The 26,527-nt window shown below is 64.9% G+C and carries 22 protein-coding genes; 7 read left to right on the top strand and 15 right to left on the bottom strand.

What is annotated here, in order from left to right; all coding sequences use genetic code 11:
• Positions 1-22: 22 nt before the first annotated feature.
• The gene (locus AC07OK_RS02425; RefSeq protein WP_494688790.1) at positions 23-469 is read left to right on the top strand and encodes a cupin domain-containing protein; all 447 of its coding nucleotides are present in this window, start codon (positions 23-25) and stop codon (positions 467-469) included.
• A 36-nt stretch (positions 470-505) separates the two neighbouring features.
• On the opposite strand, the gene AC07OK_RS02430 is transcribed toward AC07OK_RS02425, so the two are convergent.
• Positions 506-802 carry a hypothetical protein gene (locus tag AC07OK_RS02430; RefSeq protein ID WP_494688791.1) on the bottom strand — a complete coding sequence of 99 codons (297 nt, stop codon included), beginning with the start codon at positions 800-802 and terminating at the stop codon, positions 506-508.
• Between AC07OK_RS02430 and fos the strand changes: the two genes are divergently transcribed.
• Complete coding sequence (gene fos / locus AC07OK_RS02435) at positions 782-1,222, top strand: fosfomycin resistance glutathione transferase (RefSeq protein WP_494688792.1); 441 nt, start codon at positions 782-784, stop codon at positions 1,220-1,222. The two genes, AC07OK_RS02430 and fos, sit on opposite strands and share 21 nt — an antisense overlap.
• A gap of 25 nt (positions 1,223-1,247) precedes the next feature.
• On the opposite strand, the gene AC07OK_RS02440 is transcribed toward fos, so the two are convergent.
• The 7 genes from AC07OK_RS02440 to AC07OK_RS02470 form a co-directional block, all read right to left on the bottom strand.
• Complete coding sequence (locus AC07OK_RS02440; RefSeq protein WP_494688793.1) at positions 1,248-1,904, bottom strand: hypothetical protein; 657 nt, start codon at positions 1,902-1,904, stop codon at positions 1,248-1,250.
• Between the two features lie 42 nt (positions 1,905-1,946).
• Positions 1,947-3,692: a PAS domain S-box protein gene (locus AC07OK_RS02445; RefSeq protein WP_494688794.1), complete on the bottom strand. Its 1,746-nt coding sequence runs from the start codon at positions 3,690-3,692 to the stop codon at positions 1,947-1,949.
• 7 nt (positions 3,693-3,699) lie between these two features.
• Positions 3,700-6,279 (bottom strand): chemotaxis protein CheB, encoded by a 2,580-nt coding sequence (locus AC07OK_RS02450; RefSeq protein ID WP_494688795.1) that lies wholly within the window; start codon positions 6,277-6,279, stop codon positions 3,700-3,702.
• A gap of 139 nt (positions 6,280-6,418) precedes the next feature.
• Positions 6,419-7,846: an efflux transporter outer membrane subunit gene (locus tag AC07OK_RS02455; protein WP_494688796.1), complete on the bottom strand. Its 1,428-nt coding sequence runs from the start codon at positions 7,844-7,846 to the stop codon at positions 6,419-6,421.
• The gene (locus AC07OK_RS02460) at positions 7,843-11,127 is read right to left on the bottom strand and encodes an efflux RND transporter permease subunit (protein WP_494688797.1); all 3,285 of its coding nucleotides are present in this window, start codon (positions 11,125-11,127) and stop codon (positions 7,843-7,845) included. The genes AC07OK_RS02455 and AC07OK_RS02460 overlap by 4 nt, the downstream gene beginning before the upstream one ends.
• The gene (locus tag AC07OK_RS02465; RefSeq protein WP_494688798.1) at positions 11,124-14,231 is read right to left on the bottom strand and encodes an efflux RND transporter permease subunit; all 3,108 of its coding nucleotides are present in this window, start codon (positions 14,229-14,231) and stop codon (positions 11,124-11,126) included. Before AC07OK_RS02465 ends, AC07OK_RS02460 begins: the two co-directional genes overlap by 4 nt.
• Positions 14,228-15,562, bottom strand: a complete 1,335-nt coding sequence (locus AC07OK_RS02470) for an efflux RND transporter periplasmic adaptor subunit (protein ID WP_494688799.1) — start codon at positions 15,560-15,562, stop codon at positions 14,228-14,230. The genes AC07OK_RS02465 and AC07OK_RS02470 overlap by 4 nt, the downstream gene beginning before the upstream one ends.
• Positions 15,563-15,824: 262 nt before the next feature.
• Here AC07OK_RS02470 and AC07OK_RS02475 point away from each other — a divergent pair, with 262 nt between their 5' ends.
• From AC07OK_RS02475 to AC07OK_RS02485, 3 genes are read left to right on the top strand one after another with little or no spacing between them, the layout of a single operon-like run.
• A complete protein-coding gene (locus AC07OK_RS02475; RefSeq protein WP_494688800.1) occupies positions 15,825-16,301 on the top strand; it encodes a Spy/CpxP family protein refolding chaperone in 477 nt (158 codons plus the stop codon).
• A gap of 55 nt (positions 16,302-16,356) precedes the next feature.
• The gene (locus tag AC07OK_RS02480; RefSeq protein WP_494688801.1) at positions 16,357-17,079 is read left to right on the top strand and encodes a response regulator; all 723 of its coding nucleotides are present in this window, start codon (positions 16,357-16,359) and stop codon (positions 17,077-17,079) included.
• On the top strand, positions 17,079-18,350 hold the full coding sequence (locus tag AC07OK_RS02485; protein ID WP_494688802.1) for a sensor histidine kinase: 1,272 nt from the start codon (positions 17,079-17,081) through the stop codon (positions 18,348-18,350). Before AC07OK_RS02480 ends, AC07OK_RS02485 begins: the two co-directional genes overlap by 1 nt.
• Here AC07OK_RS02485 and AC07OK_RS02490 read toward each other — a convergent pair.
• The 5 genes from AC07OK_RS02490 to AC07OK_RS02510 all read right to left on the bottom strand — a co-directional run bounded on the left by AC07OK_RS02490 (position 18,319) and on the right by AC07OK_RS02510 (position 23,955).
• Positions 18,319-18,855, bottom strand: coding sequence for a GNAT family N-acetyltransferase (locus tag AC07OK_RS02490; RefSeq protein WP_494688803.1), 537 nt, complete (start codon positions 18,853-18,855; stop codon positions 18,319-18,321). The genes AC07OK_RS02485 and AC07OK_RS02490 overlap by 32 nt on opposite strands.
• A 1-nt stretch (position 18,856) precedes the next feature.
• Positions 18,857-20,728, bottom strand: coding sequence for a signal peptide peptidase SppA (gene sppA / locus AC07OK_RS02495; protein ID WP_494688804.1), 1,872 nt, complete (start codon positions 20,726-20,728; stop codon positions 18,857-18,859).
• A gap of 51 nt (positions 20,729-20,779) precedes the next feature.
• A complete protein-coding gene (locus AC07OK_RS02500; RefSeq protein ID WP_494688805.1) occupies positions 20,780-22,225 on the bottom strand; it encodes a sodium:solute symporter in 1,446 nt (481 codons plus the stop codon).
• 73 nt (positions 22,226-22,298) lie between these two features.
• Positions 22,299-23,510, bottom strand: coding sequence for an MFS transporter (locus AC07OK_RS02505; protein ID WP_494688806.1), 1,212 nt, complete (start codon positions 23,508-23,510; stop codon positions 22,299-22,301).
• Between the two features lie 103 nt (positions 23,511-23,613).
• A complete protein-coding gene (locus tag AC07OK_RS02510) occupies positions 23,614-23,955 on the bottom strand; it encodes a hypothetical protein (protein WP_494688807.1) in 342 nt (113 codons plus the stop codon).
• A 65-nt stretch (positions 23,956-24,020) separates the two neighbouring features.
• On the opposite strand from AC07OK_RS02510, the gene AC07OK_RS02515 reads away from it, so the two are divergent.
• Positions 24,021-24,242, top strand: a complete 222-nt coding sequence (locus tag AC07OK_RS02515; protein ID WP_217944385.1) for a DUF3820 family protein — start codon at positions 24,021-24,023, stop codon at positions 24,240-24,242.
• Positions 24,243-24,259: 17 nt separating this feature from the next.
• Here AC07OK_RS02515 and AC07OK_RS02520 read toward each other — a convergent pair whose 3' ends face one another.
• Complete coding sequence (locus AC07OK_RS02520) at positions 24,260-24,646, bottom strand: MerR family transcriptional regulator (protein WP_494688808.1); 387 nt, start codon at positions 24,644-24,646, stop codon at positions 24,260-24,262.
• Positions 24,647-24,739: 93 nt separating this feature from the next.
• Here AC07OK_RS02520 and AC07OK_RS02525 point away from each other — a divergent pair, with 93 nt between their 5' ends.
• The gene (locus tag AC07OK_RS02525) at positions 24,740-25,549 is read left to right on the top strand and encodes an SDR family NAD(P)-dependent oxidoreductase (RefSeq protein ID WP_494688809.1); all 810 of its coding nucleotides are present in this window, start codon (positions 24,740-24,742) and stop codon (positions 25,547-25,549) included.
• Here AC07OK_RS02525 and AC07OK_RS02530 read toward each other — a convergent pair.
• Positions 25,527-26,450, bottom strand: a complete 924-nt coding sequence (locus AC07OK_RS02530; protein ID WP_494688810.1) for an alpha/beta hydrolase — start codon at positions 26,448-26,450, stop codon at positions 25,527-25,529. The two genes, AC07OK_RS02525 and AC07OK_RS02530, sit on opposite strands and share 23 nt — an antisense overlap.
• Positions 26,451-26,527: the final 77 nt, after the last annotated feature.

Here is a 26,527-nt window from a genome sequence, read left to right on the forward strand (position 1 = left end):
TCATTTTTTTGAAAGGCAGAACATGAAAACCGAACACAACACGCCGCTGGGCCCTGAGTGGATCGTTGAAGGCGAAGGGAAATGGTCGCAACCACTGCAATTCCTGCCCGGCGACACAGGCTGGGTGGAACTGATGCGCCTGGCGCCTGGCGTGAAATTGGGGCTGCACCGGCACACCGGCCATGTGCATGCCTTCAATCTGGAAGGACGCCGGCAACTGGGAACGGGCGAGCAACTCGGTCCGCATGCCTATGTGTACGAGCCGGAGGGGAATGTCGACTGGTGGCAGGCCATAGGCGACACACCGCTGGTGGTGTTTGTAGTGGTCACCGGAGCGGTGGAATACCTGGCACCGGACGGCTCGGTGCTGCGCCGGATTACCGTGCAGGACAGGAGGCAGGATTATTTGCGCCATTGCGCCAAGCATGGACTTCAGCCGGTTCTGTCGGAGCCCATGTCGATTCTCTGAGATTGCTCCGAGCGGATCGAACGGGAGGTCAAATCACTACAACGCCTCAAATTTTTCTTTTACAAACGACAGAAATCGCTCGGCGACAAACCATCGAGTAAATCCACAAGCGCCGCAGACAACGACCCGGTACGTGGCGCCGTGGAGAGCGCCCACCGGCAGCAACTCACCTGGAACGACTTCCTTCGAGAAATGCTCATTGTTGCCACATTCCATACACGATTTCGCCACTACCATTGTTCTATCTCCAAAGTAATCAGGGGGCTGGTAATTTGATAAGATAACACCTTCCAAGCCCGCATGAGGTCTTAAATGCTTACCGGTTTTAATCATCTGACGCTCGCCGTCAAGGACCTGTCGAGTAGCTTCGACTTCTACACACGACTTCTGAATTTTCGGCCTGCCGCCACCTGGGACACTGGCGCATACCTCACTCTGGGCGAGCTATGGTTATGCCTTTCATTAGACAAGACCAATAGCACAAAAAACGCCTCAACATACACCCACTACGCATTTTCGATCACGCAAGCGGACTTCCAGGATTTCAAGCAACGACTCAGAAATGACGGCGTGACTGAATGGCAGCAGAACCAAAGCGAGGGCGACTCTTTCTATTTCCTTGACCCGGACGGTCATCAACTAGAAGCACATGTAGGCTCCCTGAGTTCCCGGCTGGCGGAATGTAAAAAAAGCCCCTACAAGGGGATGCAATTCTTCACCTGGCCATCGGAATCGACCTCGTTCCGGGCCTGAGGGCACATCGTGAAAGCGAGGATGGTCAGTAAAATTCTCCAATTTCAACCAGCCGTCCGCGCAGCGCAGCACTGATCGCGGCGACAAATTCGCGGGCAGGCAATGCTTGTAGCTTTTCGCTGAACGCGGGGAGATCCTTTCCAAAGTTAAGCAGGAGTCCACCTCGCCAGAATCCAAGGCAGGAATCCCACGCGACACCAGACTTGGCGCCGTCCGCTATGTGCGCAATCACGACCGGAGGCGAGGTCGCCTCCGAAGACGGATAGGATGCCGCAAACAGGCAGTCATTAAAATCGTAATCCCCTCCCTCAATCGGTACGCCATTGGCCAGCGGTGGCGACACCAGCTCGAAATAGATGCTCTCCGAACCGGACTGCACTCGAAAGTCATCCCCAATGACCAAGGTCACTCTCATGAGGTAGCGGTCAACCGGTGCGATATCGGCATATAAGGACGGCCCGGCGAGAGTCTCTATCGCAAGTCCAGTCGCGCCGGGATAGACGATCGCGACTCCCGGTCCGGGAGAAGCCGCGCTGTTCGACGTGCCACTGCGATTCTCTTGAGACGCCGAGAGGTCTATCGTGTGCCCAGCCCCGACTATGAGCGACCACTCGCGCAGCACCGCTTCGACTCTGGCCGCCGTGTCGCTCTGCGGACGCCAGTGTGCATCGTCCACCACCATAAAATGTCTATATTCAACCCCCATACGCATAAGCTCCAATCGTCAAGCGGATAACTCGAAATCCATCGTCAGCGTGCAGCCACGCCCCGGCGCGTACTGGCCGATATCGAGCCGCCCGCCCAGCGATTCCACGCGCTGCGCCATGCCCATCAAGCCGAACGACTCGCTCTTGTCGCGGTGTTGCGGCGCGATGCCGACGCCGTTGTCGCTGACGCTGAACAGCAGGCGGCCGTCGCGCCGCGCCAGCAATACATCGACCCGGCTGGCGCCCGCATGGCGCCGCACATTGCTCAGCGCCTCCTGCAATGTGCGGAACAGCACAATCTCCATCTCCGGCGCGATCGCGCCAAACACCGCCTCATCCGGCAGCGTCAGCGAGCAGGCCAGGCCGCTGCGCTTGCGGAACTCGCCCACCTGCCATTCCAGCGCCGCCTGCAAGCCCAGGTCCAGCACCGCCGGCCGCAGCTCGTTCATGATGCCACGCACGCTGCTGATGGTGGTGTCGACGTTCTCCAGCACCGCATCGACCCGTTGGTGCAGGCGCGCATGGCGCTCGCTGGTGCGGGCGCTGAGCATGCAGATATCGATGCGCAGCGCCATCAGGTTTTGTCCCAGCTCGTCGTGGATGTCGCGGGCAATGCGGGTACGTTCGCTCTCCTTGACCGTCTCCATGTGCTCGGCCAGCTTGCGCAGCTGCTCGCGCGATTCGTGCAGCGCCGCCTCGGTGCGTTTGCGCTCGACCACTTCCAGCATCAGCTGGCGATTGGCCTCGGTCAGTTCGGCGGTGCGCGCGGCGACCCGCGCATCGAGCTCGCGCGACAGTTTCAGTAGCGCCGCCTCGGCCTGCTGGCGCGCCGTGACGTCGGAGAACACGCCGATGAAATGGCTGATCGAACCATCGTCGTCACGCACCACCGTCAGCGACATCGAGGCCACGTACGGCGTGCCGTCGCGCCGCCGGTTGTACACCTCGCCCTGCCATCTGCCGTAGCTGCGCAGGCAGCGCAGCGACTCCGCGTGATAGCCAACCGGATGGGCGCCGGGGCGGCCCAGGAAGCGCGGGTTGCGGCCCAGCGCCTCCTCCACCGCGTAGCCGGTCAGCACGGTGAAAGCGGGATTGACGAAGATGATGTTCTGCTCGGCGTCGCACACCAGCACCGCCTCGTTGATGCTGTCGAGTACCTGGAAGGCGCGCCGCCGCGCATCCTCGCGCACGTCCTCGGTGCCGATGTCGGTCAGGATCATGCGGCAGGAGCGGCCCGCCGCATCCATATTGGCTTCGATGCGCACCTGGCGCAGTCCGCGCATGGCGCTGCGCGTGTAGGAATCGAACAGCGGCGCCTCCAGCACTCCGCGCCCGCCACTATCGAGCAAATCGAGCAGGAAGCCGCGCAACAGCGCCTGCGATTGCGGCTCCACGAACTGCTCGAAGCGCCGGCCCGCCAACTCGGACAGCGGGCGCGCCAGCAGCACGGCGGCGGCCTGGTTGGCGCGCGTGATGCGGCCGTCGGCATCGAGCGACAGGTAACCGGCCGGCGCCTGGTCATACAGCGCGGCGTAGCTGTCGCGCCCTTCCTCCGCCTGGTCGCGTTCAATCTGCAGCTCGGCCAGCGCCAGGTTCTGCATATCGAGCTCGATCTGGCTGACCTGAAGCTCGTGCCAGCGCTTGAGTTCATCGCTGCCGGCGCCGTCGGCCGGCGGCTTTAATTTCGGCAGCGCCGCCACCGTCAGTTCGGCGATCTGGCGCAGCTGCACGGGATCGAGTTCGGGACGCTGGCGCTTTTTCATGCTAGTCCTATCCTTTCTGCATCGAACGTAGCTGAGCCTCCAGCAGTTTCGACTCGGTGATGTTGATGAAGGTGACAACCACGCCGTCGATCACATTGTCGACGGTCCGGTAAGGCATGATGCGCACCGTGTACCAACCACCGCTGTTGGTCGGCACCTGGCGCTCGCGGAACACCAGCGTGCGCAGCACCTCGCGCGCGTCGGCCTCCAGCTCGGGATACTGCAAATCGTTGACGATATCGCTCAGCGGCCGGTGCACATCGCCCGGTATCAGCTTGTAGATCTGCGTGCTCTGGTCGGTGAAGCGGCGGATGCGCAGCTCGCCGTCGAGGAAGATGGTGGCGACGTCGGTGCTGTTGAGCAGATTCTTCATGTCGCCGTTCACCACCGACAGGTCGTCGACCTTCGATTGCAGCTCGGCGTTGACGGTGTACAGCTCTTCGTTCAGCGACTGCATCTCTTCCTTGGAGGTGGTCAGCTCCTCGTTGGTCGATTGCAGCTCCTCGTTGGTGGACTGGAGTTCCTCGTTGGCCGACTTGAGCTCCTCGCGCGAGGCCTGCATCTCGTCGCGCACCGCCTGGATCTCCATCCGCGCCTGCGCCAGCTGTTGTTCCAGTTCCAGCACATATGGATTGCTGGAGCGCGCGCGGCGCTTTTCCGCCGGCAGCGGCACGGTGGTCAGCGTCAGCATGACGGCGCCGGACAAGGGGCCGTTGTCCGGCATGGCCTCGGCGGTCAGGTCCAGCGCCTGCGACGGTTTGCCGGCGTCGTCGCGCTGGATCAGGCCACGCACCGCGATCACGCCCTCGCCCTGCGCCGCGCGCTTGATCAGGTCCGCCAATTCGTGCCGCAGCCCCTCGCGCGCCATCGCATGGATGTTCCAGTTGGCCTTGCCGGCGGCCGGCTCCAGGTAGGCGCCGGTGCGGCCGTGAATGTACAAGATGTCGCCATGAATATTGAGCAGCACGGCGGCCGGCGTATGCTTCTTGAGCAGCTGCTGCTCGACCTGCGTTTGGAGATTACCGTTCATGGATGGTGGATGAGACTCACTGGCTGTAGGGACGGACACGGTGTTGACGCGCGTCGGGAAATAATTGGCGACGCGATGGATGGACGCATCCAGGCGGCGGTAAATGCGGCCCGCGCTGGTCATCGGCGCGAACAACTCGTTGAAATGGCCGGGCGTATCGGCGCTGCCCAGCATCAGCAGCCCCTCGGGCTTGAGCGCATAGTGGAACAACGGGATCAGCTGCTCTTGCAGCTTGGCCGTGAAATAAATCAGCAGGTTGCGACAACACAGTATATCGAGCTTGGTGAACGGCGGGTCGGAAATGACGTTCTGGCGCGCAAAGATGATGGTGTTGCGCACATCCTTGCGGATGCGGTAGCCGCCCTTCTCGGCCGGCATGAAGTAACGTTGCAGCAGCACCGGCGGAATCTCGGCCTCGATATTGGGACCGAACACGCCCTGGCGCGCGCGGTCGATGGCGTCGTCATCGAGATCGGTGGCGAAGATCTGCAGTGTGTAGCGCGCCGCCGGCCGCAGGCGCTCCAGCACCTCGTTGAAGGCGATCGCCAGCGAGTACGCCTCCTCGCCGGTCGAGCAGGCCGGCACCCAGGCCTTGAAGGCGGCGCCGTCCGGATGCGCCTCCAGCAGTTGCGGCAGCGCGGTCGCCATCAGGTAGTCCCACACTCTGGCGTCGCGGAAGAAATTGGTCACGCCGATCAGCAGTTCCTTGAACAGCAGCTCGATCTCGGCCGGATTGTCGCGCAAGAAGGCGACATAGGCGGTCAGCGTCGCGCACTGGCGCAGCTTCATGCGGCGGTCGATGCGGCGCAGGACGGTACTGAGCTTGTAGTCGGAAAAATTGGCGCCGGTCTGCTTGAGCAGCAGCTGGAACAGCTGTTGCAACGCCTCGCGCTGGGCCGTCGCCTGGGCCGGCAGGCTGGGCTCCTGGTTGTTCCACCAGCCCACCACGTGGGCCGCCATGTCGCCGGGCAGCGCCACGATGTCGACCACGTCGGCGGCGATGGCGCTGAGCGGCATCGGATCGAAACGCGCCGAGCCAGGCAGCTGCGCCAGCGTCAGGCCGCCGGCCTCGCGCACCGCGCCCAGGCCCAGCGTGCCGTCGGCGCCCATGCCGGAAAAGACCACGGCCGCGGCCTGCTCGCCGCCGCGCGCGGCCAGCGCCTGGAAGAAGGTATCGATGGGAAAACGGTGGCCGCGCGGACCGGACGGCGGCAGCACGGTAAAGGCGCCGCCGTCGAAACCGAGGTCGTGGCCGGGCGGGATCACGTACACATGGTCGGCTTCAACCTGCATGCCGTCCTCGATCTCGTGCACCGGCATGGGGGTGACCCGTTGCAGCAGCTCCGGCAGCATGGCCTTGTGGGTCGGATCGAGATGCTGGACGATGACATAGGCGAAGCCGCTGGCCGGCGGCACGCTGACCAGGAACTCGCAAATCGGATCAAGGCCGCCCGCGGACGCGCCCACGCCCACCACCGGCACCTGGCCGGGGGCAAGCTTCGCCACCGGGACATCGATGGCGGCTACAGCGGCTACATGGGCGGTTTGTTTCGTCATCGTGGCTAGGCGACCGCCGGAACAACCCTGCACTGGCGGTCAGGCGTTTGGGGAAAAGTGGTAATTGTTGACATCTTGCCAGATGATTATACAAACACCGTACCCAAACACCAAATTGTGTCGCCCGCGCTACACCAATTTACTCGCTTGCCACGTGCCAGCCGCCGCCCAACGACTGGATCAGCGCCACCGCCGTGGTCTGGCGATCGGCCTGCGACTGCACCAGCGCGCGGCGCGCGGCCAGTGCGGTGTTCTGCGCGGTTACCACGTCGCTGTAACCAACTTGGCCGGCGCGGTAGCGGTTGAGCATCTGCGCCTCGACCTGGTCGGCCGCCTCGGAGGCGATCTTGCGCAAGTCCTGCTGCTGGGCCAGCGCACGGGTCGCGGCCAGCTGGTTTTCGACGTCGGCAAAGGCGCTCAGCACCGTCTGGCGGTACTGGGCGATGGCGGCGTCGCGCTGCGCCTCGGCGCCGCTGACGCGGGCCTTGGTGGCGCCGGCGTCGAACAGCGTCTGCGCCGCCGACAATCCCAGTGACCACAAGCTATTGGAGGCGTTGAACAAGCCGCCGGTGGAGCTGGAGCCGTAGCCGAAGGAGCCGGTCAGGTTCAGGCTCGGGAAATAGGCGCTGCGGGCCACGCCGATCTGCTCATTGGCGGCGGCCACGCGGCGCTCGGCGGCGGCGATGTCGGGGCGGCGCTGCAATAGCGTCGACGGCACGCCGGTCGGCACATCGGGCACCACTACCTTCCACGGCGCCGGCGGCAGCGTGAAATCGCTGGCAGCCTTGCCCAGCAGGACCGCGATCGCATGCTCCAGCGTGGCGCGCTGGCGGCCCAGCGTCACCTGGTCGATGCGGGCGTTGGCTAACTGGGTTTGCGCTTGCAGCAGGTCCGACTTGGCGGCGATGCCGGCGTCGAAGCGGTTCTGCGTGATTTGCAGCACGCGCGCATAGCCTTCGGTGGTGGCGTCCAGCAGCGCCTTCTGGGCGTCGGTCTGGCGCAACGAGAAGTAGTTGGTGGCCAGCTCGCCCTGCGCCGACAGGCGCGCGGCGGCCAGTTCGGCGGCGCTGGCCTGCATGTTGGCCTTGGCGTTGTTGGTGCCGGCGCGCAGCTTGCCCCATACGTCCGGCTCCCAGCTGCCGCCGATGTTGGCGCGGTACTGGTTGCCGGTCGGCGTATCTCCACCGCCACCGGAGCGGTTGGCGCTGCCGTTCAGCGTCGCCGACGGGAACAGCGAGGCGCGTTGCTGCTCGACCAGCGCGCGCGCCTGCGCGTAGTTGGCGACGGCGGCGGCGACGTTCTGGTTCGAGACTTCGATGCTGTCGGCCATCTGGTTCAGCAGCGGATCGCCGAACAGCTGCCACCACGGGCCGCGTTCCAGCGTGTCGGCCGGCGCGGCGGCGGTCCAGCCGGCGGCGACCTTCTCGGCCTCGCTGGCGGTTTCCTTGTAGGCCGACGGCTGCGGCGCGGACGGCAGCTGGTAAGCCGGGCCGACGGCGCAGCCGCTGGCCAACAACACCGCCAGTGCGATCAGGGAGTAACGGAAGGATGGTGCGGTGTTGTTCATGGTGTACCCGGCGCTTCGCTGTGGATGCGGCTTAAATGTTGTTCGGACGTGCCGCGGCGACGCAGCTTGTCCATCAGGATGTAGACCACCGGTGTGGTCAGCAGCGTCAATACCTGGCTGGCAATCAGGCCGCCGATGATGGCCACGCCCAGCGGCTGGCGCAGCTCGGAGCCTTCGCCGAAGCCGATCGCCAGCGGCAGCGCGCCCAGCGCGGCGGCCAGTGTGGTCATCAGGATCGGGCGGAAACGCAGCAGGCACGCTTCGCGCACCGCCTGCAGCGGCGTCAGGCCGCGCGAGCGCTCCGCCTCCAGCGCGAAGTCGATGATCAGGATGGCGTTTTTCTTGACGATACCGATCAGCAGGAAGATGCCGATCAGCGAAATGGTCGAGAACTCCATCTTGAAGATCAGCAGCGCCAGCACCGCACCCACGCCCGCCGACGGCAGTGTGGTCAGCACGGTGATCGGATGCACCAGGCTTTCGTACAGGATGCCCAGCACGATGTAGATCACCACGATGGCGGCCAGGATCAGCAGCGGCAGCGACTTGTTGCTGTCCTGCGCGGCCTTGGCCGAGCCCTGGAAGCTGCCGCGCACGTTGTTCGGCATGCCGATTTCCGCTTCGGCCGCCTTGATCTGCGCCGCCGCGTCGGACAGGCTGGCGCCCGTCTGCAGATTGAAGGAGATGGTAGTCGCCAGTTCGCCGTCCTGGTGGTTGATCGAAGTCGGCGCCGAGCTTTCGGCGAAGCTGGCCAGCGCCGACAGCGGCACCATGGTGGTGGCCTTGGTGCTGAGCGCGGAACCGGACGACGCATCCTTGACCGCAGGTGCGGCCACGTTGGCCGGGGTGGCGTTGCTTGTGCTGGTGCTGCCGGTGCCGCCGGTAGCCGCAGCCGTCACCGCCACCGGTGCGCCGTTAGGATTGCTGGCGCTTGGCGCGGGCAGGCCTTTCGACGGCACGTACACATCCTTCAGCGCCTCCGGGCTCTTGGCGAACTCGCGCGGCACTTCCATGATGACGTGATACTGGTTCAGCTCCGAGTAGATGGTCGCCACCTGGCGCTGGCCGAAGCTGTTGTACAAGGCGTTGTCCACGTCGCGCGCCGACAGGCCGAGGCGCGAGGCGCTGGCCTTGTCGATGGTGACGAAGGTCTCGACGCCGTTGTCCGCCTGGTCGGTGTCGACATCGGTCAGCGCCTTCTGGCCCTTCATCGCATCGGCGAGACGGCTGGCCCACTTCTTCAAATCGGCCTGATTGTCGCTCTTCAGCGTGTACTGATAGTTGGAATTGGCCTGGCGTCCACCAGCCCGCAGATCCTGCACGGGGCTCAGGAACAGGCTCACACCGGTCACCTTGGCCAACTTGGGACGCAGACGGGCGATCACCGCCTGCCCCGCCACGCTGCGCTGGTTGGCCGGTTTCAGGTTGATGAACATGAAGCCGCCGCCAGCGCGGCGGCCGCCGGTAAAGCCGACCACCGTGGCGACATCGGGATCGTCCTTGATGATGTTGACCAGCTGTTTCAGCTTGCCCTGCATGGCCTGGAACGAGATGCTCTGGTCGGCGCGGATGCCGCCGTTGATCTGGCCCGTGTCCTGCTGCGGGAAGCCGCCCTTGGGTATCGCCGCGAACAGGTAGAAGTTCAGGCCGATCACGAACACAAGGCTCAGCATCACCAGCCAGATGCTCGACAGCGCCCAGTCCAGGCTATGCTCGTAGCCCTTGAGGATAAAGTCGAAACCGCGCTCGAAGAAGCGGGCGATGGGGCCCGGCGGCTTGGTATGGACATGGCCGGGCTTGAGCAGCCAGGCGCACATCATCGGCGTGGTGGTCAGCGAAATCACCAGCGAAATCATCACCGCCGCCGACAGCGTGACGGCGAATTCCTTGAACAACGCGCCGAACTGGCCGCCCATGAACAGCAGCGGAATGAACACGGCGATCAGCGAAAGGCTGATCGACAGCACGGTGAAGCCCACCTCGCGCGCGCCCAGCAGCGCCGCCTCGAAGCGGTCCATGCCGGCCTCGATATGGCGGGTGGTATTTTCCAGCACCACGATGGCGTCGTCGACGACGAAGCCGGTGGCCACCGTCAACGCCATGAGCGACAGGTTGTTCAGGCTGAAGCCCAGCAGATACATGGCGCCGAAGGTGCCCAGCAGCGAGACGATGGTCGCCACCGCCGGCACGATGGTGGCGCGCACGCTGCGCAGGAAGGCGCTGACCACCAGCACCACCAGCAGGATGGAGATGATCAGCGTGATCTCGATCTCCTTCAGCGACGAGCGGATCGAATTGGTGCTGTCGCTGGCGACGTCGATCTTGACGTCCGACGGCAACTGCGCCTGCAACAGCGGCAGCTGCGCGCGCACGCTGTTGACGGTTTCGATGACGTTGGCGCCAGCCTGCGAGCGCAGGATGACGATGATCGCCGGCTTGCCATTGAACAGGCCAAGGTTGTTGTTGTCCTCGACGCCGTCGATCACCTCCGCCACGTCCTGCAAGCGAATCGCTGTGTTGTTGCGCCAGCCGACCACCAGGTTGCGGTAGTCGGCGGCGGAGCGTCCGCCGCTGGCGTTGGCCGAGACGGAATAGATCTGCAAGCGGCGGCCGTTGCCCTGCAAGGCGCCGCGCGGGCGGTTGGCGTTGGTGGCCTGGATGGCCGCGCGCACGTCTTCCGCCGACAGGCCGTAGCGGTTCAGCGAATACGGGTTCAGTTCAACGCGCACCGCCGGCAGCGAGCTGCCGCCCAGTTCCACGTCGCCCACGCCGCTCACTTGCGACAGGCGTTGCAGCACGGTGTTGGAGACGGCGTCGAAGATCTGGCCCGGCGTGCGGGTATCCGACGTCAGCGCCAGGATCATCACCGGGATGCCGGAGGTATTGGCCTTGCGGTAGGTCGGATTGCTGCGCAGCGTGGCCGGCAGGTCGACGCGGCTGGCGTTGATCGCCGCCTGCACCTCGCGCGCGACCGAGTCGACGTTGCGGTTCAAGTCGAACTGCAAGGTCACGCTGGAGGAGCCGGTATTCGACTGCGACGTCATCTCGTTGACGCCGGCGATCACGCCCAGGTGGCGCTCCAGCGGCGTGGAGACGCTAGTGGCCATCGTGGAGGGGCTGGCGCCCGGCAGGTTGGCGTTGACCGAGATGACAGGGAAATCCACCTGCGGCAGCGGCGCCACCGGCAGCACGAAGAACGCGCCGATGCCGGCCAGCGCCAGGCCGCACGTCAACAGGACGGTGGCGATCGGACGCTTGACGAAGGGTGACGACAGATTCACAGCACACCACCTTCAACTTGCGCCGGCGGCTTGCCCATGCTGCGGCGGACGCGGCGCGCCAGGCTGTCGAAGCCCAGGTAGATCACCGGCGTGGTGTACAGCGTCAGCATCTGGCTGACGATCAAGCCGCCGAAGATGGCCAAGCCCAGAGGGCGACGCAGTTCGGCGCCCTCGCCCCAGCCCAGCATCAACGGCACGGCGGCGAACAGCGCGGCCAGCGTCGTCATCAAGATCGGCCGGAAGCGCAGCAGCGCGGCCTGGTGGATCGCCTCGCGCGGCGGCTTGCCCTGCTCCCGCTCCGCCTCGATGGCGAAGTCGATCATCATGATGGCGTTCTTCTTGACGATACCGATCAGCAGGATGATGCCGATGATGCCGATCACGCCCAGGTCCTGGCCGCTGATCAGCAGCGCCAGCAAGGCGCCGACGCCGGCCGACGGCAGCGTCGACAGGATCGTCAGCGGATGGATATAGCTTTCATACAGCACGCCCAGCACGATGTAGACGCAGATCACGGCGGCCAGGATCAGCCACAGTTGGTTCGACAGCGAGGCCTGGTAGGCGCCGGACGCGCCGAGGAAGGTCAGCGTGACCGAGGCCGGTAACTTGATCTCGGTGGCGGCCTGCTTGATCGAGTCCACCGCCGTGCCCAGCGACACGCCGGACGCCGTGTCGAAGCCCAGTGTGGTGGCCGGATACTGGGCCACGTGCGTCACCTGCAGCGGCGCCGAGCGTTCGCTGATGGTGGCCACCGCCGACAACGGCGTGGCCTTGCCGGAACCGGTGCGGATCTGCAGGTTGCCCAGGTCGGCCGGGGTGGTGATGTCGTCGCGGCGCGCTTCCAGGATCACGCGATACTGGTTGGTCTCGGTGAAGATGGTCGAGACAATGCGCTGGCCGAAGGCGCTGTACAAGGCGTCGTCGATGGAGGCGGCGGTGATCGACATGCGCGAGGCGCTGTCGCGGTCCACGCTGACGTAGGCAGCGTTGGCGCTGGCGCCGACGTCCGACACCACGTTGCGCAGTTCGTGCCTGGTGCGCATTTGCTCCGCCAGTTTGGTCGCCCACTGGTTGACGGTGGCGTTGTCCGCGCCTTCGATCGACACGCGGAACTGGGTCGGGCCGGATTCGGCGTCGATGGTCAAGTCCTGGGTCGGTTGCAGGTACAGCGTCAGGCCGGGAATCTGCGACACGCGCTGGCGCAGCCGGTCCATGGTCTCCTGCTGGCTGCCGACGCGTTCGTGCTTCAGGTTGATCAGCATGCTGCCGGTGTGGAGCATCGTATTGTTGGCGGCGTCCACGCCGACCACGGAACTGAGCGTGCCGACGTCGGGATCTTCCAGGATCAGGCGCACGGCCTGTTGCTGCAGGTCCGCCATCTTGGCGTAGGAAACGGCCTTGCCGGTCTCCAGGCGCGCTTGCAGCTGGCCGGTGTCCTGGGTCGGGAACAGGCCTTTCGGGATCACCACGTACAGCAGCACCGTCAGCGCCATCGTGCCCAATGCGACCAGCAGCGTCAGGCCGGCGTGCTCCAGCACCCAGGTCAGCGAGCGGTCGTAGTGGTTGATGACCCAGTCGAAGAACTGCTGGAAGCGGCGGGCGAAACGGCTCGGCTTTTCCTCGGCATGGCTCTTGAGCCAGCGCGCCGACATCATCGGCACCAGCGTCAGCGACACCACGGCGGAGATCAGGATGGTGATCGCCAGCGAGATCGCGAATTCGCGGAACAGGCGGCCCACCACGTCGCCCATGAACAGCAACGGGATCAGCACGGCGATCAGCGACACCGTCAGCGAGATGATGGTGAAGCCGATCTGCTTGGCGCCCTTGAGCGCGGCGGCCATCGGCGTTTCGCCTTCTTCGATGTAGCGGGCGATGTTCTCGATCATGACGATCGCATCGTCGACCACGAAGCCGGTGGCGATGGTCAGCGCCATCAGCGACAGGTTGTTCAGGCTATAGCCGAGCAGGTACATCACGCCGCAGGTGCCGATCAGCGAAATCGGCACCGACAGGCTGGCGATCACGGTGGCGCGCAGGCTATGCAGGAAGGCGAAGATCACCAGCACCACCAGCACCACGGCCAGCAGCAGCTCAGTTTCCACATGTTCGACCGAGGCGCGGATGCCGGTGGTGCGGTCGCTCAGCACCTCGACCTTCATCGCGCCAGGCAGCCCGGCTTGCAGCTCCGGCAGGCGAGCCTTGATCGCATCGACAGTGGCGATGACATTGGCGCCCGGCTGGCGCTGGACGTTGAGGATGATGGCCTTCTTGTTGCCGGACCATGCGCCCAGTTCGACGTTTTCGGCGCTGTCCTTGACGGTGGCGACATCGGCCAGGCGCACCGGGGCGCCGTTCTTGTAGGCCAGGATCAGGTCTTTGTAATCCTTGGCCGTCACCAGCTGGTCGTTGGCGTTGATGCTGTAGGCGCGGGTCGGGCCATCGAAGCTGCCCTTGGCGCCGTTGGCGTTGGCGGCGGTGATCGCGGTGCGCAGCGTGTCCAGCCCCAGGCCGTAGGAAGCCAGGGCGTTGGTGTCCGCCTGGATGCGCACGGCCGGACGCTGGCCGCCGCTGAGCGTGACCAGGCCGACGCCGGAGACCTGGCTGATCTTCAGCGCCAGGCGGGTGTTGACCACGTTCTGCACTTCGGTCAGCGGCATCGTGTCCGAGGTGATGGCCAGCGTCAGCACCGGCGCGTCGGCCGGGTTGACCTTGGCGTACACCGGCGGCGCCGGCAGGTCGGTCGGCAGCAGCGAGGCGCCGGCGTTGATCGCGGCCTGCACTTCCTGCTCGGCCACGTCCAGCGTCTGGCCCAGGCCGAACTGCAGGGTGATGATGGAAACGCCGGCGGCGCTGGTGGAGCTCATGCGCTGCAAGCCGGCCATCTGGCCGAACTGGCGCTCCAGCGGCGCGGTCACGGTCTGGCCCATCACTTCAGGGCTGCCGCCGGGGTACAGCGTCTGCACCTGGATGGTGGGGAAGTCAACCTGCGGCAGCGCGGACAGCGGCAGGAACTTGAAGCCGACGATGCCGGCCAGGACGATCGCCAGCATCAGCAGCGATGTCGCTACCGGCCGCTGGATGAAGGGTGCCGATGGACTCATTGTTTTGCCGCGCCCTGTTCTTTGCGATGATGGCGCTCACCCGCCGCCGGCGCGGAAGCGCCATCGGCTGCCGCAGCGCCATCGCGTTTGCCCTTGCCGGCGCCCGGCAGCGTGACCTTGGCGCCTTCCTTCAGGCGGTCGCCGCCTTCGGTGATGACCTGTTCGCCCACTTGCAGGCCGCTGGCGATCTGCACTTTGTCGACCGTGGCCTGGCCGCGCGTGACCGGACGGATGGTGACGGTCTTGTCTTCCTTGAGCACGTAGACGAAATCGCCGTTGGCGCCGTGGCGCACCGCCGTCACCGGCACCATCACCGCATCCTTGATGGTGCGCAGCTCCAGCCGCACGTTGACGAACTGGCTGGGGAACAGCGTCGACTTGGCGTTGGCGAAGCGCGCCTTGGCCTTCACGGTGCCGGTCTGCACGTCGACCTGGTTATCCATCGCCGCGAACTTGCCGTTGTCCAGCGCATTGGTGCGGGTGCGGTCCAGCGCGATGGCCGGCAGCTGCGCACCGCCATTCACCTGCTGCATCACGACCGGCACGCTGTCCTGCGGGATCGAGAACTCCACATCGATAGGCGACAGCTGGGTAATCACGGCAATGCCGTTGGCGTCGCCGGAGCTGACCAGGTTACCGATATCGACCACCCGCAAGCCCACGCGGCCGGTGATCGGCGCGATCACTTTGGTGTAGCCCAGATTGAGCTTGGCCGAGCCTTCCTGCGCGCGGTCGGTCATGACCGTGCCTTCCAGCTGCTTGACCAGCGAGGCCTGCGTGTCCACGTCCTGGCGGGCGATCGAGTCCTGGCCCAGCAGCGTGCGATAGCGGTTCAGCGTCAGCTTGGCGTTTTCCAGTTGCGCTTCGTCGCGCTGGCGTTGGCCGGAAGCCTGCAACAGCGCCATTTCAAACTGTCGTGGATCGATCTGCGCCAGCACCTGCCCGGCCTTGACCATCTGGCCTTCCTTGAACAGCACCTGCTGCAGGATGCCCGATACTTGCGGGCGCACCGTGGTGGTGGCCGCGGCGGTCACCGTGCCCAGCGCCTCCAGCGTGACCGGAATGTCGGCTTTGTCGGCAGTCGCCACGCCCACCGTGGTGGCCGCGCCGCCGCGCCGGCCGCCAGCTCCGCCCGGACCACCGGGACCGGGAGGACCGCCGGCGCCTTGCGCACCGGGGGCGCCGGTGTCCGGCGCTTGGTGCGTCAGGTACCACGCCAGGCCGCCAAGCCCCGCCATGGCGGCGACGGCGATGACGCTGCCGACGACCTTGGAACGGCGGCTACGCTGCGGTAGGGCGGCGTTCAAACTCGGCTTGGCTTGCGATTCCATCTTGGTCCTTTTTTTATGCGTGCGTGTCCATGGCAAATGCACCATGGCGATCAATGCGTGGACTCTAGCACAGGCCCCTGCCGCTGTCAGTCGCGGCTCCCCGAAGGTTACAAACTCGATACAAATCAAGGACTTTGCGCACTTGGCGCGTACATGGCGTTAAGGTAGCTTTACATATCTTTACCGGTGCGACATCGCCGCTTCACGCTGGCGGCGCACACTGGCTTCGTTGTCTCCCACATTCACCAAACGAGGATAAAACATGAGTATCTTTAACCGCCAAACCGTCGCCGCATTCCTGCTGGGTTCCACGCTGGTCGTGGGCGTCGGCGCCTTCGCTGTCGAACGCCACATGGGCATGGGCGGGCCGCATTCCGCCATCGACGCCAGCGCCCATATGGAGCACATGCTCAAGCACCTGTATGTCGAAGTCGACGCCACCGATGCGCAGAAGGCCAAGATCGAACCGCTGGTCAAGGCCGCCATGGCCGACATCAAGCCACTGCATGAGCAGCTGCCGCAGATCCACAAGCAATTGATCGAGCAGATGTCGGCCACCACCATCGACCGCTCGGCGCTGGAAACCACCCGCGCTCAAGGCGTGGCCCTGGCCGACCAGGCATCGAAGCGCATCGTGCAGCTGCTGGCCGACGTAGGTGATACCCTTACGCCGGTCCAGCGCCAGAAGCTGGCCGAGCACCTGAGCCAGATGCACGAGCGCCACGGCCGTCACGGCTAAGCCATCTTGTGAAGCCGGTCGCCTGTCCGTAGAATGGTCCGCGTGAACCTCAACCATGAACCCCATGCCTGACCACATCCTGCTGGTAGAAGACGACCCCCGCCTGGCCGAGATGCTCACCGAGTATCTGAGCCAGGCGGCTTTTCGCGTCACGCACGCGCCCAACGGCCGCGCGGCGCTGGAGCGCATCACGGCCGGCGACATCGACGCCGTGATCCTGGACCTGATGCTGCCCGACATGGACGGCCTCGATGTCTGCCGCCAGCTGCGGGCCATATCCGATATTCCGGTGTTGATGCTGACCGCACGCGGCGACGCCATCGACCGCATCATCGGCCTGGAGATCGGCGCCGACGACTACCTGCCCAAACCATTCGAACCGCGCGAGCTGCTGGCCCGCCTGCGAGCCATCCTGCGCCGCCGCGTCGAACACCGCCACCAGCCCGACGGCGCGGCCCAGCGCGACGCCGAATTCCTGCGCTTCGGCCGGCTGGAGATCGACCCGGCAGCCCACGCCGCGCGGCTGGACGGCGTGTCCTGCGAGCTGACCTCCTACCAGTTCGACCTGCTGCTGGTGCTGGCCCGCCACGCCGGCCGCGTGCTGTCGCGCGAGAGCCTGATGGACCTGCTCAAGGGTGAACCGCTGGAAGCCTTCGACCGCTCGATCGACGTCCACATGTCGCGCATCCGCGCCGCCGTCGAGGACGATCCCAAGAAACCGCGCCGCATCATCACCGTGCGCGGCGCCGGCTACCTGTTCGCCAAGGTGCAGGACTGATGGCCGCCCCGCGCTTCAGCTGGGGCCTGCCGCGCCTCTACTTCCGCTTCTATGTGACGCTGCTGGTCAGCCTGTTGCTGTTCGCGATGGCCGTGGTGATGGTATGGAACCGCAGCGGCGGACCGCTGGAGCATTCCAATGCCATGCTGGCCATGGCGATCCAGAACGCGCTGGCGCCGGCCGATGCGCCGCCGGCCGCGCAGCAGGCCGCGCTGGAGCGCATGGCCGGCAGCCTGCATGCGAACATGACGCTGTACAACCGCAACTGGGAGCAGCTGGCCGTGGCCGGCATCCCCATCCCCCCGCATCATTGGAAGCGGCACGACATGGGCGATCCGCCGCAGGTATCGTATGTGCGGCTGTCGGACGGGCGCCATTTGCTGTCCAGCGAGCCGCTGGGTTTCACGCGGCCCATGGCCATGCTGCATAACGCCCTGCTGCTGCTGGCGCTCGGCATAGGCATCGCCGCCTTCCCGCTGGTGCGGCGGCTGACCAAGCGGCTGGAGCGTTTGCAGCAAGGCGTGGAGTCGCTGGGCGCCGGCGACCTGACGGCGCGCGTGCCGGTCGAAGGCAAGGATGAAATCGCGCGGCTGGCGCAAAGCTTCAACCGCGCCGCCGACCAGATCGAACAACTGGTGGGCGCGCACAAATCACTGCTGGCCAACGCCTCGCACGAGCTGCGCACGCCGCTGGCGCGCATCCGCCTGGCGCTGGAGCTGATCAAGGACGGCGTCGATCCGAAGCGCCGCGCCGGACTGGAACAGGACATCGCCGAGTTGAACGACCTGCTCGACGAGATCCTGCTGGCCAGCCGCCTCGGCGCCGTCCGCGACAACGCGGAGCTGGAAGAACTGGATCTATTGGCGCTGGCCGCCGAGGAATGCGCGCGCTACGACGGCGCGGTGCTCAACGGCGCCTCCGCCGTGCTGCAGGGCGACCCGCGCCTGCTGCGCCGGCTGCTGCGCAACCTGCTGGAGAACGCGCACCGCCATGGCGTGCCGCCGGCGCACGTCACCATCGCCTGCGACGAAGTCCTGGCCACGTTGGCGGTTTGGGATAGCGGTCCGGGGATACCGGAAGCGGAATTCGAACGGGTGTTTGAACCGTTCTATCGCCGGCGCGGCACGCGCGACAACAGCGGCGCGGGCCTCGGCCTTGCGCTGGTGCGCCAGATCGCCCGCCGTCACGGCGGCGAGGCCCGTTGCGTGCTGCTGCCCGATGGCCGCAGCAGTTTCGAGATTACGCTGCCGCTAGCGACAGCGCCAGCATGATGTCGTCGTAGTCGGTGTCGCCGACGCGGAAGGTGCGTTGGCCGATCCGCTCAAAGCCGCAGCGCTGGTAGAACGCCAGCGCGTCGTGGTTCCCCGCATACACGCCCAGCAGCACACGGCCCGCGCCGCGTGCGCGCGCCTCCGCCACCGCCGCATCCATCAAGCGCTTGCCGACCCGCTGGCCGTGAAAACGGTGCAGCAGGTAGATGCGCTTGATTTCCAGGTCGTCCGCGCGCGGATCGGCCACCGGCAGCTTGGCCGGCGCCAGCACCAGGTAGCCTATCGGCGCCCTGCCCGGCGTGGCTTCGGCCAGCCAGATGCGCATGGCGTCGTCGGCCAGCCAGTCGCGGTAGACCGCCGCCGCGTGCTGGCGCTCGCAGTGCGCGATGATGTCGCCACCATCGAGGATGCCGGCGAACGCTTCGAGGAAGCTGGCCTTGCCCACTGCGGACAAGGCTTCCTCGTCGCCGCGCACCGCGGCGCGGATGGCGATCTCGCCGTTCATATCAAGGCGATTCGCACAGGCAGTGGGTGATCGCGGTGAACGGCTTGTGCGCCGCCGTGATCTCCGACAGCCAACCCAGGTCGTTGACGATGCCGGCCGCCGCGTTAGGCGGCAGGCCGGTGCTGGCGGTCACGCCCAGCTTGACCTGCGCGCCGATGGCCTGCGCCACCGCCTGCGCCGCCGAACCGCCCACCATGTCGATGATGCGGTCAAACTTGCTTGCTTCGCGTTCGATATAGACCACGCGGTAGTCGGTCAGCTTGGCGCGCCTGGCGGCCGATTTCAACGCGTCGTTATAGCTGCCCAGCGTGTCGACCAGGCCGCGCTCCTTGGCTTGCGCGCCGGTCCATACGCGGCCCTGCGCCACGGCGTCGATTTTCTCCGGCGTGGTCTTGCGGGCCTTGGCGGCGCGGCCGGTGAACTCGGCGTAGATGTGGTTGATGCTGCCCTGGATCACCTGGCCGAAGCGCGGGTCCAGCGGACGCAGTGGATTGCCGGCGTCGCCCAGCCAGGTGGTCGGCTGGCCGGCGGTGTGGATGCCCAGCTTGTCGATCACCTTGTCGGCGGTCGGCAGGATGGCGAACACGCCGATCGAGCCGGTGATGGTGTTCGGGTCGGCTATCACTTCGTCGGACGACATCGAGATCCAGTAGCCACCGGATGCGGCGACGTTGCCCATCGAGACCACCACCGGCTTGCCGGCGGCGCGGGTCAGTTCCAGCTCGCGGCGGATCAGCTCCGAAGCGAAGGCGCTGCCGCCAGGCGAATCGACGCGCAGCACCACGGCCTTGATATGGTCGTCCTCGCGCGCGGCGCGTATCAGCTTGGAGGTGGAATCGCCGCCGATGGCGCCCGGACCGGCGGTGCCGTCGCTGATTTCACCCTGCGCCACGATCACGCCGATGGCGTCGCCGGTGAACTTGGTGTGCACGCGGGCCAGGTAGTCTTCAAAATTGATCTGGCGGAAGCTCTTGCCTTCGGTGTCGCGGGCGCCGCGCTTGATCATCATGTCGCGCACTTCGTCCTTGGTTTTCAAGCCGTCGACCCACTTGGCCGACAGGGTCACCTTGGCCAGGTCGCCATTGACGGCGGCCACTTGCGCCGGCAGGTCGTTGATGGTCTTCATGACCTGGCCTTGCGGCAGCTTGCGCGCCTTCTCGATGTCGCCGGTGTAGGAAGCCCACAGCGCGTTGTTCAGGTAGGACTCAGCCTCGACCGCCGCAGGCGACGGGCCGTTGGCGATATAGGGCTCGCCGAAGCTCTTGTAGGTGCCCACGCGCAGCAGGTTGACCGTCACGCCCAGCTTGTCGAGCGCGTCGCGGTAGTAGTTGCGATAGCGGCCGAAGCCTTCCAGCAGCACCATGCCCATCGGGTGCAGATACACCTCGCTGGCGTGTGCGGCCAGCAGGTACTGGCGCTGGTCGTAGCTGGAGCCCCAGGCCACCACCGGCTTGCCGGACGCCTTGAAGCGGTCGATGCCGGCCGCCACTTCGCGCAGCATGGCCTGGCCGCCGCCTTCCATCTCGTCGGTCAGCAGCACGGCGCCGGTGATCTCAGGGTCCTTGGCGGCGGTCTCCAGCACGGACAGCACGTCGCGCAGCTGCATCATCTTGTGGGTCTCGCCGCCGCGCACGCTGGTCAGCAGCGCGTCGCGCGCGTTGTTGTTGGACTGTTCGACCAGCTGGCCCTTCAGGTTCAGCACCAGCGTGGTCTTGGGCGACAGCGGTTTGGCGCCGCCGCCGAAGATGGCGTACAGCAGAATAATCAACACCAACAGGAACAGCAGGTTCAGCAACGCGCGGCGGCCGGTGTCCAGCGCGCGCCAGCAAAAGGCGAAGCCGCTGCGTATATAGGAAAACGGGGATCTGCTCATTTGTACTCCAAGTGATTGCGTAATTTGCAAGAATGATACTGCATGCCATCGTTACTGTCTCGGTTTGGAGATCAGCAGCAGCCCGGTGAACACCAGCAATCCGTTCATGATAAGCAACTCCAGGCCCAGGCGATAGCTGCCGAACAGCAATTTTTGATTGTAATCAATAACATAGCACAGGGCCGGGCCGGCCAGCGCCACCAACGGCACCCAGCGGTCGCGCACGCTGCGGCGGGTCAGGATGCCGAAGGCGAACAGGCCGAGTAATGGGCCATAGGTATAGCCGGTCAGCTTCAACACAAGGCCGATCATGCTGGCGTTGTCCACCCATTTGAACAGCAGCACCAGCAACAGGAACAGCGCGCAGAAGCCCAGGTGGACGCGGTGGCGCAGGCTCACCTTGGCCGCGTCCGGCAGGTCGGCGCGGCGCTGCATGCCGAGGATGTCGATGCAGAAGGTCGAGGTCAGCGCGGTCATGGCGCCGTCCGCGCTGGGGAACAGTGCGGACACCAGGCCGATGAAGAAGATCAGCTGCACGGCGGCCGGCATGTGCTGCATCACCACGGCCGGGAACAGCTTGTCGCCGCTCGCCGCCAGGCCCACCGTGGGCGCGTACAGGGTCAGCAGGCCGCCGAGGAACATGAACAGCAGCAGCACGCCGGTCAGGATCACGGTCAGCAGCAGCATGTTCTTTTGCGAATCGCGCAGCGTCCGCACCGAGATATTTTTTTGCATGATCTCCTGGTCCATGCCGGTCATCGCCAGCACGATGAAGAAGCCGGCCAGCACCTGCTTCCAGAAATACGCGGGGCTGTCGACCGAGCTGGTGACGACGTGGGTCAGGCCGTGCGCCGCCATCGCCGCCAGGCTGGCGGGCAGGCTCAGGTCCAGCTGGGCCAGCAGCCATCCGGTGCAGATCACCAGGCCCAGCAGCATGCCGGTGGTTTGCAGCGTGTCGGTCCAGACGATGGTCTTGACGCCGCCCTCGTAGGTGTACAGCAGGATCATGGCCAGGATCACCAGCGTGGTCAGCCAGAACGGCACGCCCAGGCTGTCGAGGATGGTCGCTTGCAGGATGTTGACCACCAGGTACAGCCGCGCCGAGGCGCTCAGGGTGCGCGACAGGATGAAGAAGGCGGCGCCGCTCTGGTAGGAGCGCTGGCCCAGCCGCTGGTCGAGATAGCTGTAGATCGAGGTCAGCTTGAGACGGTAGTACAGCGGCAACAGGATGTAGGCGACAGCGATGTAGCCGAGCACATAGCCGAGTATCACTTGCAGGTAGCCGAAGCCGTCGCGGCCGACGGCGCCGGGCACGCTGATGAAGGTGACGCCGCTCAGCGTGGTGCCGACCATGCCGAACGCGACCAGCATCCAGTTGCTTTGCTTGTTACCGATGAAGAAGCTGTCATTGCTGGCGTTGCGGGAGGTGCGCCAGGCCACGGCCAGCAGCAAGGCGAAATAGGCGAACACGAGGCAGAACAGGGAAACAGCAGACATGAGGGGGCGATCCAATGATTCAATTCGCCGCCAATATACACCGGTCGCGCTGGCTGCGCGGCCGGTGCTCTTTTTAGTGGGCTACCGCATGCAGCGATTTCTCGCCGCCGACGCTGGCGGGGCGTAGATTCAGACGGTCCAGGCGGCCGCTCAGCACGGTCAAGCCCAACGCGCCCAGCACCACCAGGCCGCCGACCCAGCCGGTATGCACCAGGCCGAAATGATCGACGATCAGGCCGCCGCCCCAGGCGCCGCCGGCGATGCCGACATTGAAGGCGGCGATGTTCAGGCCCGAAGCCACGTCGACGGCGCGCGGCGTGAAGTGTTCGGCCTGCTGCACCACGTACACTTGCAATCCCGCGACATTACCGAAGGCCACGGCGCCCCACGCCAGCACAGTCGCCAGCACCAGCCATTTATACGGCGCGGCAAAGCTCAGCACGAACAGCACGGCGGCCAGGCCGAGGAAGATGATCTTCAGCGCGCCGATCGGGCCGCGCTGGTCGGCCAGCCTGCCGCCCCAGATATTGCCCACCGCGACGGAGACGCCGTACACCAGCATCACCAGGCCGACGGTATTGGCGCTGAAACCGGTGACGTCTTGCAGGATGGGCGCCAGGTAGGTGAAGGCGGTGAAGGAGCCGCCATAGCCCAGCGCAGTGATCGCATACACCAGCAGCAGACGCGGCTCACCCAGCACCTTGACCTGCTGCAGCAGCGAAGCCGGCTTGCTGTGCTTGATCGTCGACGGCACGAACAGCAGGCTGCCGACGAAAGCCAGCACGCCCAAGGCGGACACGGCCAGGAAAGTCTCGCGCCAGCCGAAGTGCTGGCCGATGAAGGTGCCCAGCGGCACGCCGGTCACCAGCGCCACGGTCAGGCCGGTGAACATGATGGCGATCGCGCTGGCGGCCTTCTCCTTGGGCACCAGCGAGGTGGCGATGGTCGAGCCGATCGAGAAGAACACGCCGTGCGCCAGGCCGGTCAGGATGCGGGCGATCACCAGCGATTCATAGCCGGGCGCTTTCCACGCCAGCAGATTGCCGAGGGTGAACAGCACCATCAGCGACACCAGCAGCGCCTTGCGCGGCACTTTGCCGGTCAGCGCGGTCAGCACCGGCGCGCCGACGGCCACGCCCAGCGCATACAGGCTCACCAGCAGGCCGGCAGACGGCAGGTTCACGCCCAGATCGGCGGCGATGGTCGGCAGCAGGCCGACGATGACAAACTCGGTGGTCCCGATGGCAAAAGCGCTGATGGTCAGCGCCAGCAAGGCAATAGGCATGACATTCACTCCTGAAAAGTTGATGTCATGCAGTATCGGGATTTTTTTTAGTGAGAAAAAGACTCAAAAATAGCAAAGATATTTGATCCCAAGGCAATAATCATCACTCCACCTTGGTCAACTCGACGCCATCGACAGTCATCTTCATCTTTTTGTCCTGCAGATGCGGCGGCTGGGAGACGACGAAGGTGCTGCGGATGATGCCGACGCCGGCATCAAAATTATCGCCATTGAAGTCGATGATATCGATGCTGAGATTGATATTCTTGCCCGGCTGGTTGCGTTTGTAGTACAGCTTGCCGCCGGCTTCGATGTTAAGCTCCATGTCCTTGCCCCTCCAATCGCCGATGTAGGCGCGCTTGGCGGCCGGGATAGGCTGTGGATCGGCTTGCGCCAGCATCGGCGCGGCCAGCGCGCACAGCAGCAAAACGGCTTTGAATGACATAACAGTCCTCTTCGGTCAGCGTTAAGATAGTTAAAATAGCAACCCGATTGTACTGTAGCCCGACGATGAATTCCGAAAAACTTGCCCTGCTGCTGACGCGTGAAATGCCCTACGGTAAATACAAAGGCCGCGTCATCGCCGACCTGCCCGGCCACTACCTGGGCTGGTTCGCGCGCGAAGGCTTTCCCTCCGGCGAACTGGGCGGCCTGATCGCGCTGATGTACGAGCTCGACCACAACGATCTGCGCAGCCTGCTCGATCCGCTGCGCCGGGGCCGGTCGCGCTGAGCCGCCGGTCTGTCACGTCACCCCACCTGCCGCGCCGGGTCCTCGTCGCTGCAGCCGCTTTCTACTTTGTCCAGCGCTTCTGACAGCGCAACGCGTAGCACGGACAGCGAGTGCGCTTTGCTTTCCACTTCACGAATTTTTTCGCGTATCAGCAGACGTTTTTTGCCTGGCGCCAGCGCTTCCTGTTCCCAGGCGCCGATCACACCGGCGATCTCTTTCAGCGTAAAACCGAGTGCCTTGGCGTGCGTAATGAGCTCGATACGCCGCAACGCCAGCGCCGAATATTCCTTGTAGTTGTTGCTCAAATGCGGCTGGGCGGCCTCGCTGAGCAAGCCCATGCGTTCATAGAACCGGACCGTGTCGCGCGAAACGCCGGCCCGGGATGCAATCTCACCAATGCGCATTACCACTTCCCTTCTTATCGTTGAAAACAGTGATTGACCGTGGACCTTGGTCCACGCTTTACAGTCAATGCTCTCTCAACAAATCATTTCATCATGCGACCACTCAACTATCGCAACACCACCATCATGGTAACAGGCGCCTCATCCGGAATCGGCCTGGCATACGCCCACGCGCTGGCGGCGCGCGGCGCGAACTTGCTCCTTGTAGCGCGGTCGGAGGACAAGCTCAACGTCCTGGCGCGGGAGCTGGCGCAGCGCCACGGCGTCCGGGCTCACGCTCTGGCTGCCGACCTGACCGAGGCCGGCGCCGCCAGCGACGTCCATGCGAGGGCAAGCGCGCTGGAACTAAGGCCTGACATCCTGATCAACAACGCCGGCTTTGCGACGCACGGCCATTTCGATGCGCTGTCGCTGGAACGGCAGCTTGACGAGATAGCGCTCAATTGCCGAGCCGTAGTCGAGCTCAGCCACGCGGTATTGCCCGCCATGTTGGACCGGGGGGAAGGCGCAATCATCAACGTGGCATCGACCGCCGCCTTGCAGCCCCTGCCCTACATGGCCATCTATGGCGCCACCAAGGCTTTCGTGCTCTCGTTTTCGGAAGCCTTGTGGCAGGAGTACCGCGCCCGCGGCGTGCGCGTGCTGGCCGTGTGTCCGGGCGCCACCGATACCGCTTTCTTTGACGTGGTCGGCGCCGCGGAGGCCGGGGTCGGCACGCGCATGCCCGCCGATACGGTCGTCAACGCCAGCTTGCAGGCGCTGGATCGAGGCCGCAGCCACATCGTTCCCGGCGGAGCAAATCGCATGCTGGGATGGTTGCCTCGAATGCTACCGAGGCAAACAATTTTACAGATCGTCGCCAACATGCTACGGCCCCGGCCTACAGCATCCCGATATCCTTGAGCCAGTTTTCAACCAGCGACGGCCACGACGACACCGGATGGTCCTTGTCCCTGAGGCCGAAGGCATGCCCGCCCTTGGCAAACAGATGGACCTCCGCCGATACGCCGGCCTGGTCCAGCGCCCGCGCGTACAGCGTACTGTTGCAGATGGGGTCGACCGGGTCGTCCCAGGCTTGCAACAGGAACGTTGGCGGCGCCTGGCTGGTGACGCGGATGCTGGAATCGAACTTGCCGGCGGCGCGGCACAGGTGGCCTGGATACAGCGCAATGGCGAAGTCGGGGCGGCTGCTGAACTTGTCGATCGCATCGACGGCCTTGTACGTCAGCGCGACCATGTTGCTGGTCTGCGCCACCAGATAGCCGCCTGCCGAGAAGCCGATCACGCCGATTTTAGCGGGATTGATGTGCAGTTCCTCGGCCTTGGATCGGACCAGCCGGATCGTCCGTTGCGCGTCCTGCAACGCGCGTGGAACCTTGGGCGTCACGTGGCATTGGCATTTCTCGTCCCAGTGGTGGTTGCCGTTGGGGACGCGGTACTTGAGCAGCACGCAGGTGATGCCGCGCGACGTCAGCCAGTGGCAGATTTCAGTGCCCTCCAAATCCATGGCCAGCACCTTGAACCCGCCGCCTGGAAAGACCACGACCGCCGCCCCGGTGTTCTGGCCCTTGGGCGAGTACACCGTCATGGTCGGCTGGCCCACATCGCTGACCTGGAGCCAGCCGCCGTGCCCGTCGCGCGGCGCGACCGACTCCGGCTTCGACGCGGATATCGCATCAGGTACCGCGCCGGGCCAGATCGGAACCTGCTCCTGACCCGACGATGGTTGCCAAGTCTCCGCTTGTGCAGGAACGTTGCCGATCAATAGAACCAACACAAACGAGATGATGCTGAATTTGGCCATGCGGGAACTCCGGGCTACGTATTAATATTTTGAGGATGGCACATCCCACAAGAATATCATTTTTGCAAACCAATATC

The organism is Duganella sp. GW821-FHT07G03, assembly GCF_059418605.1.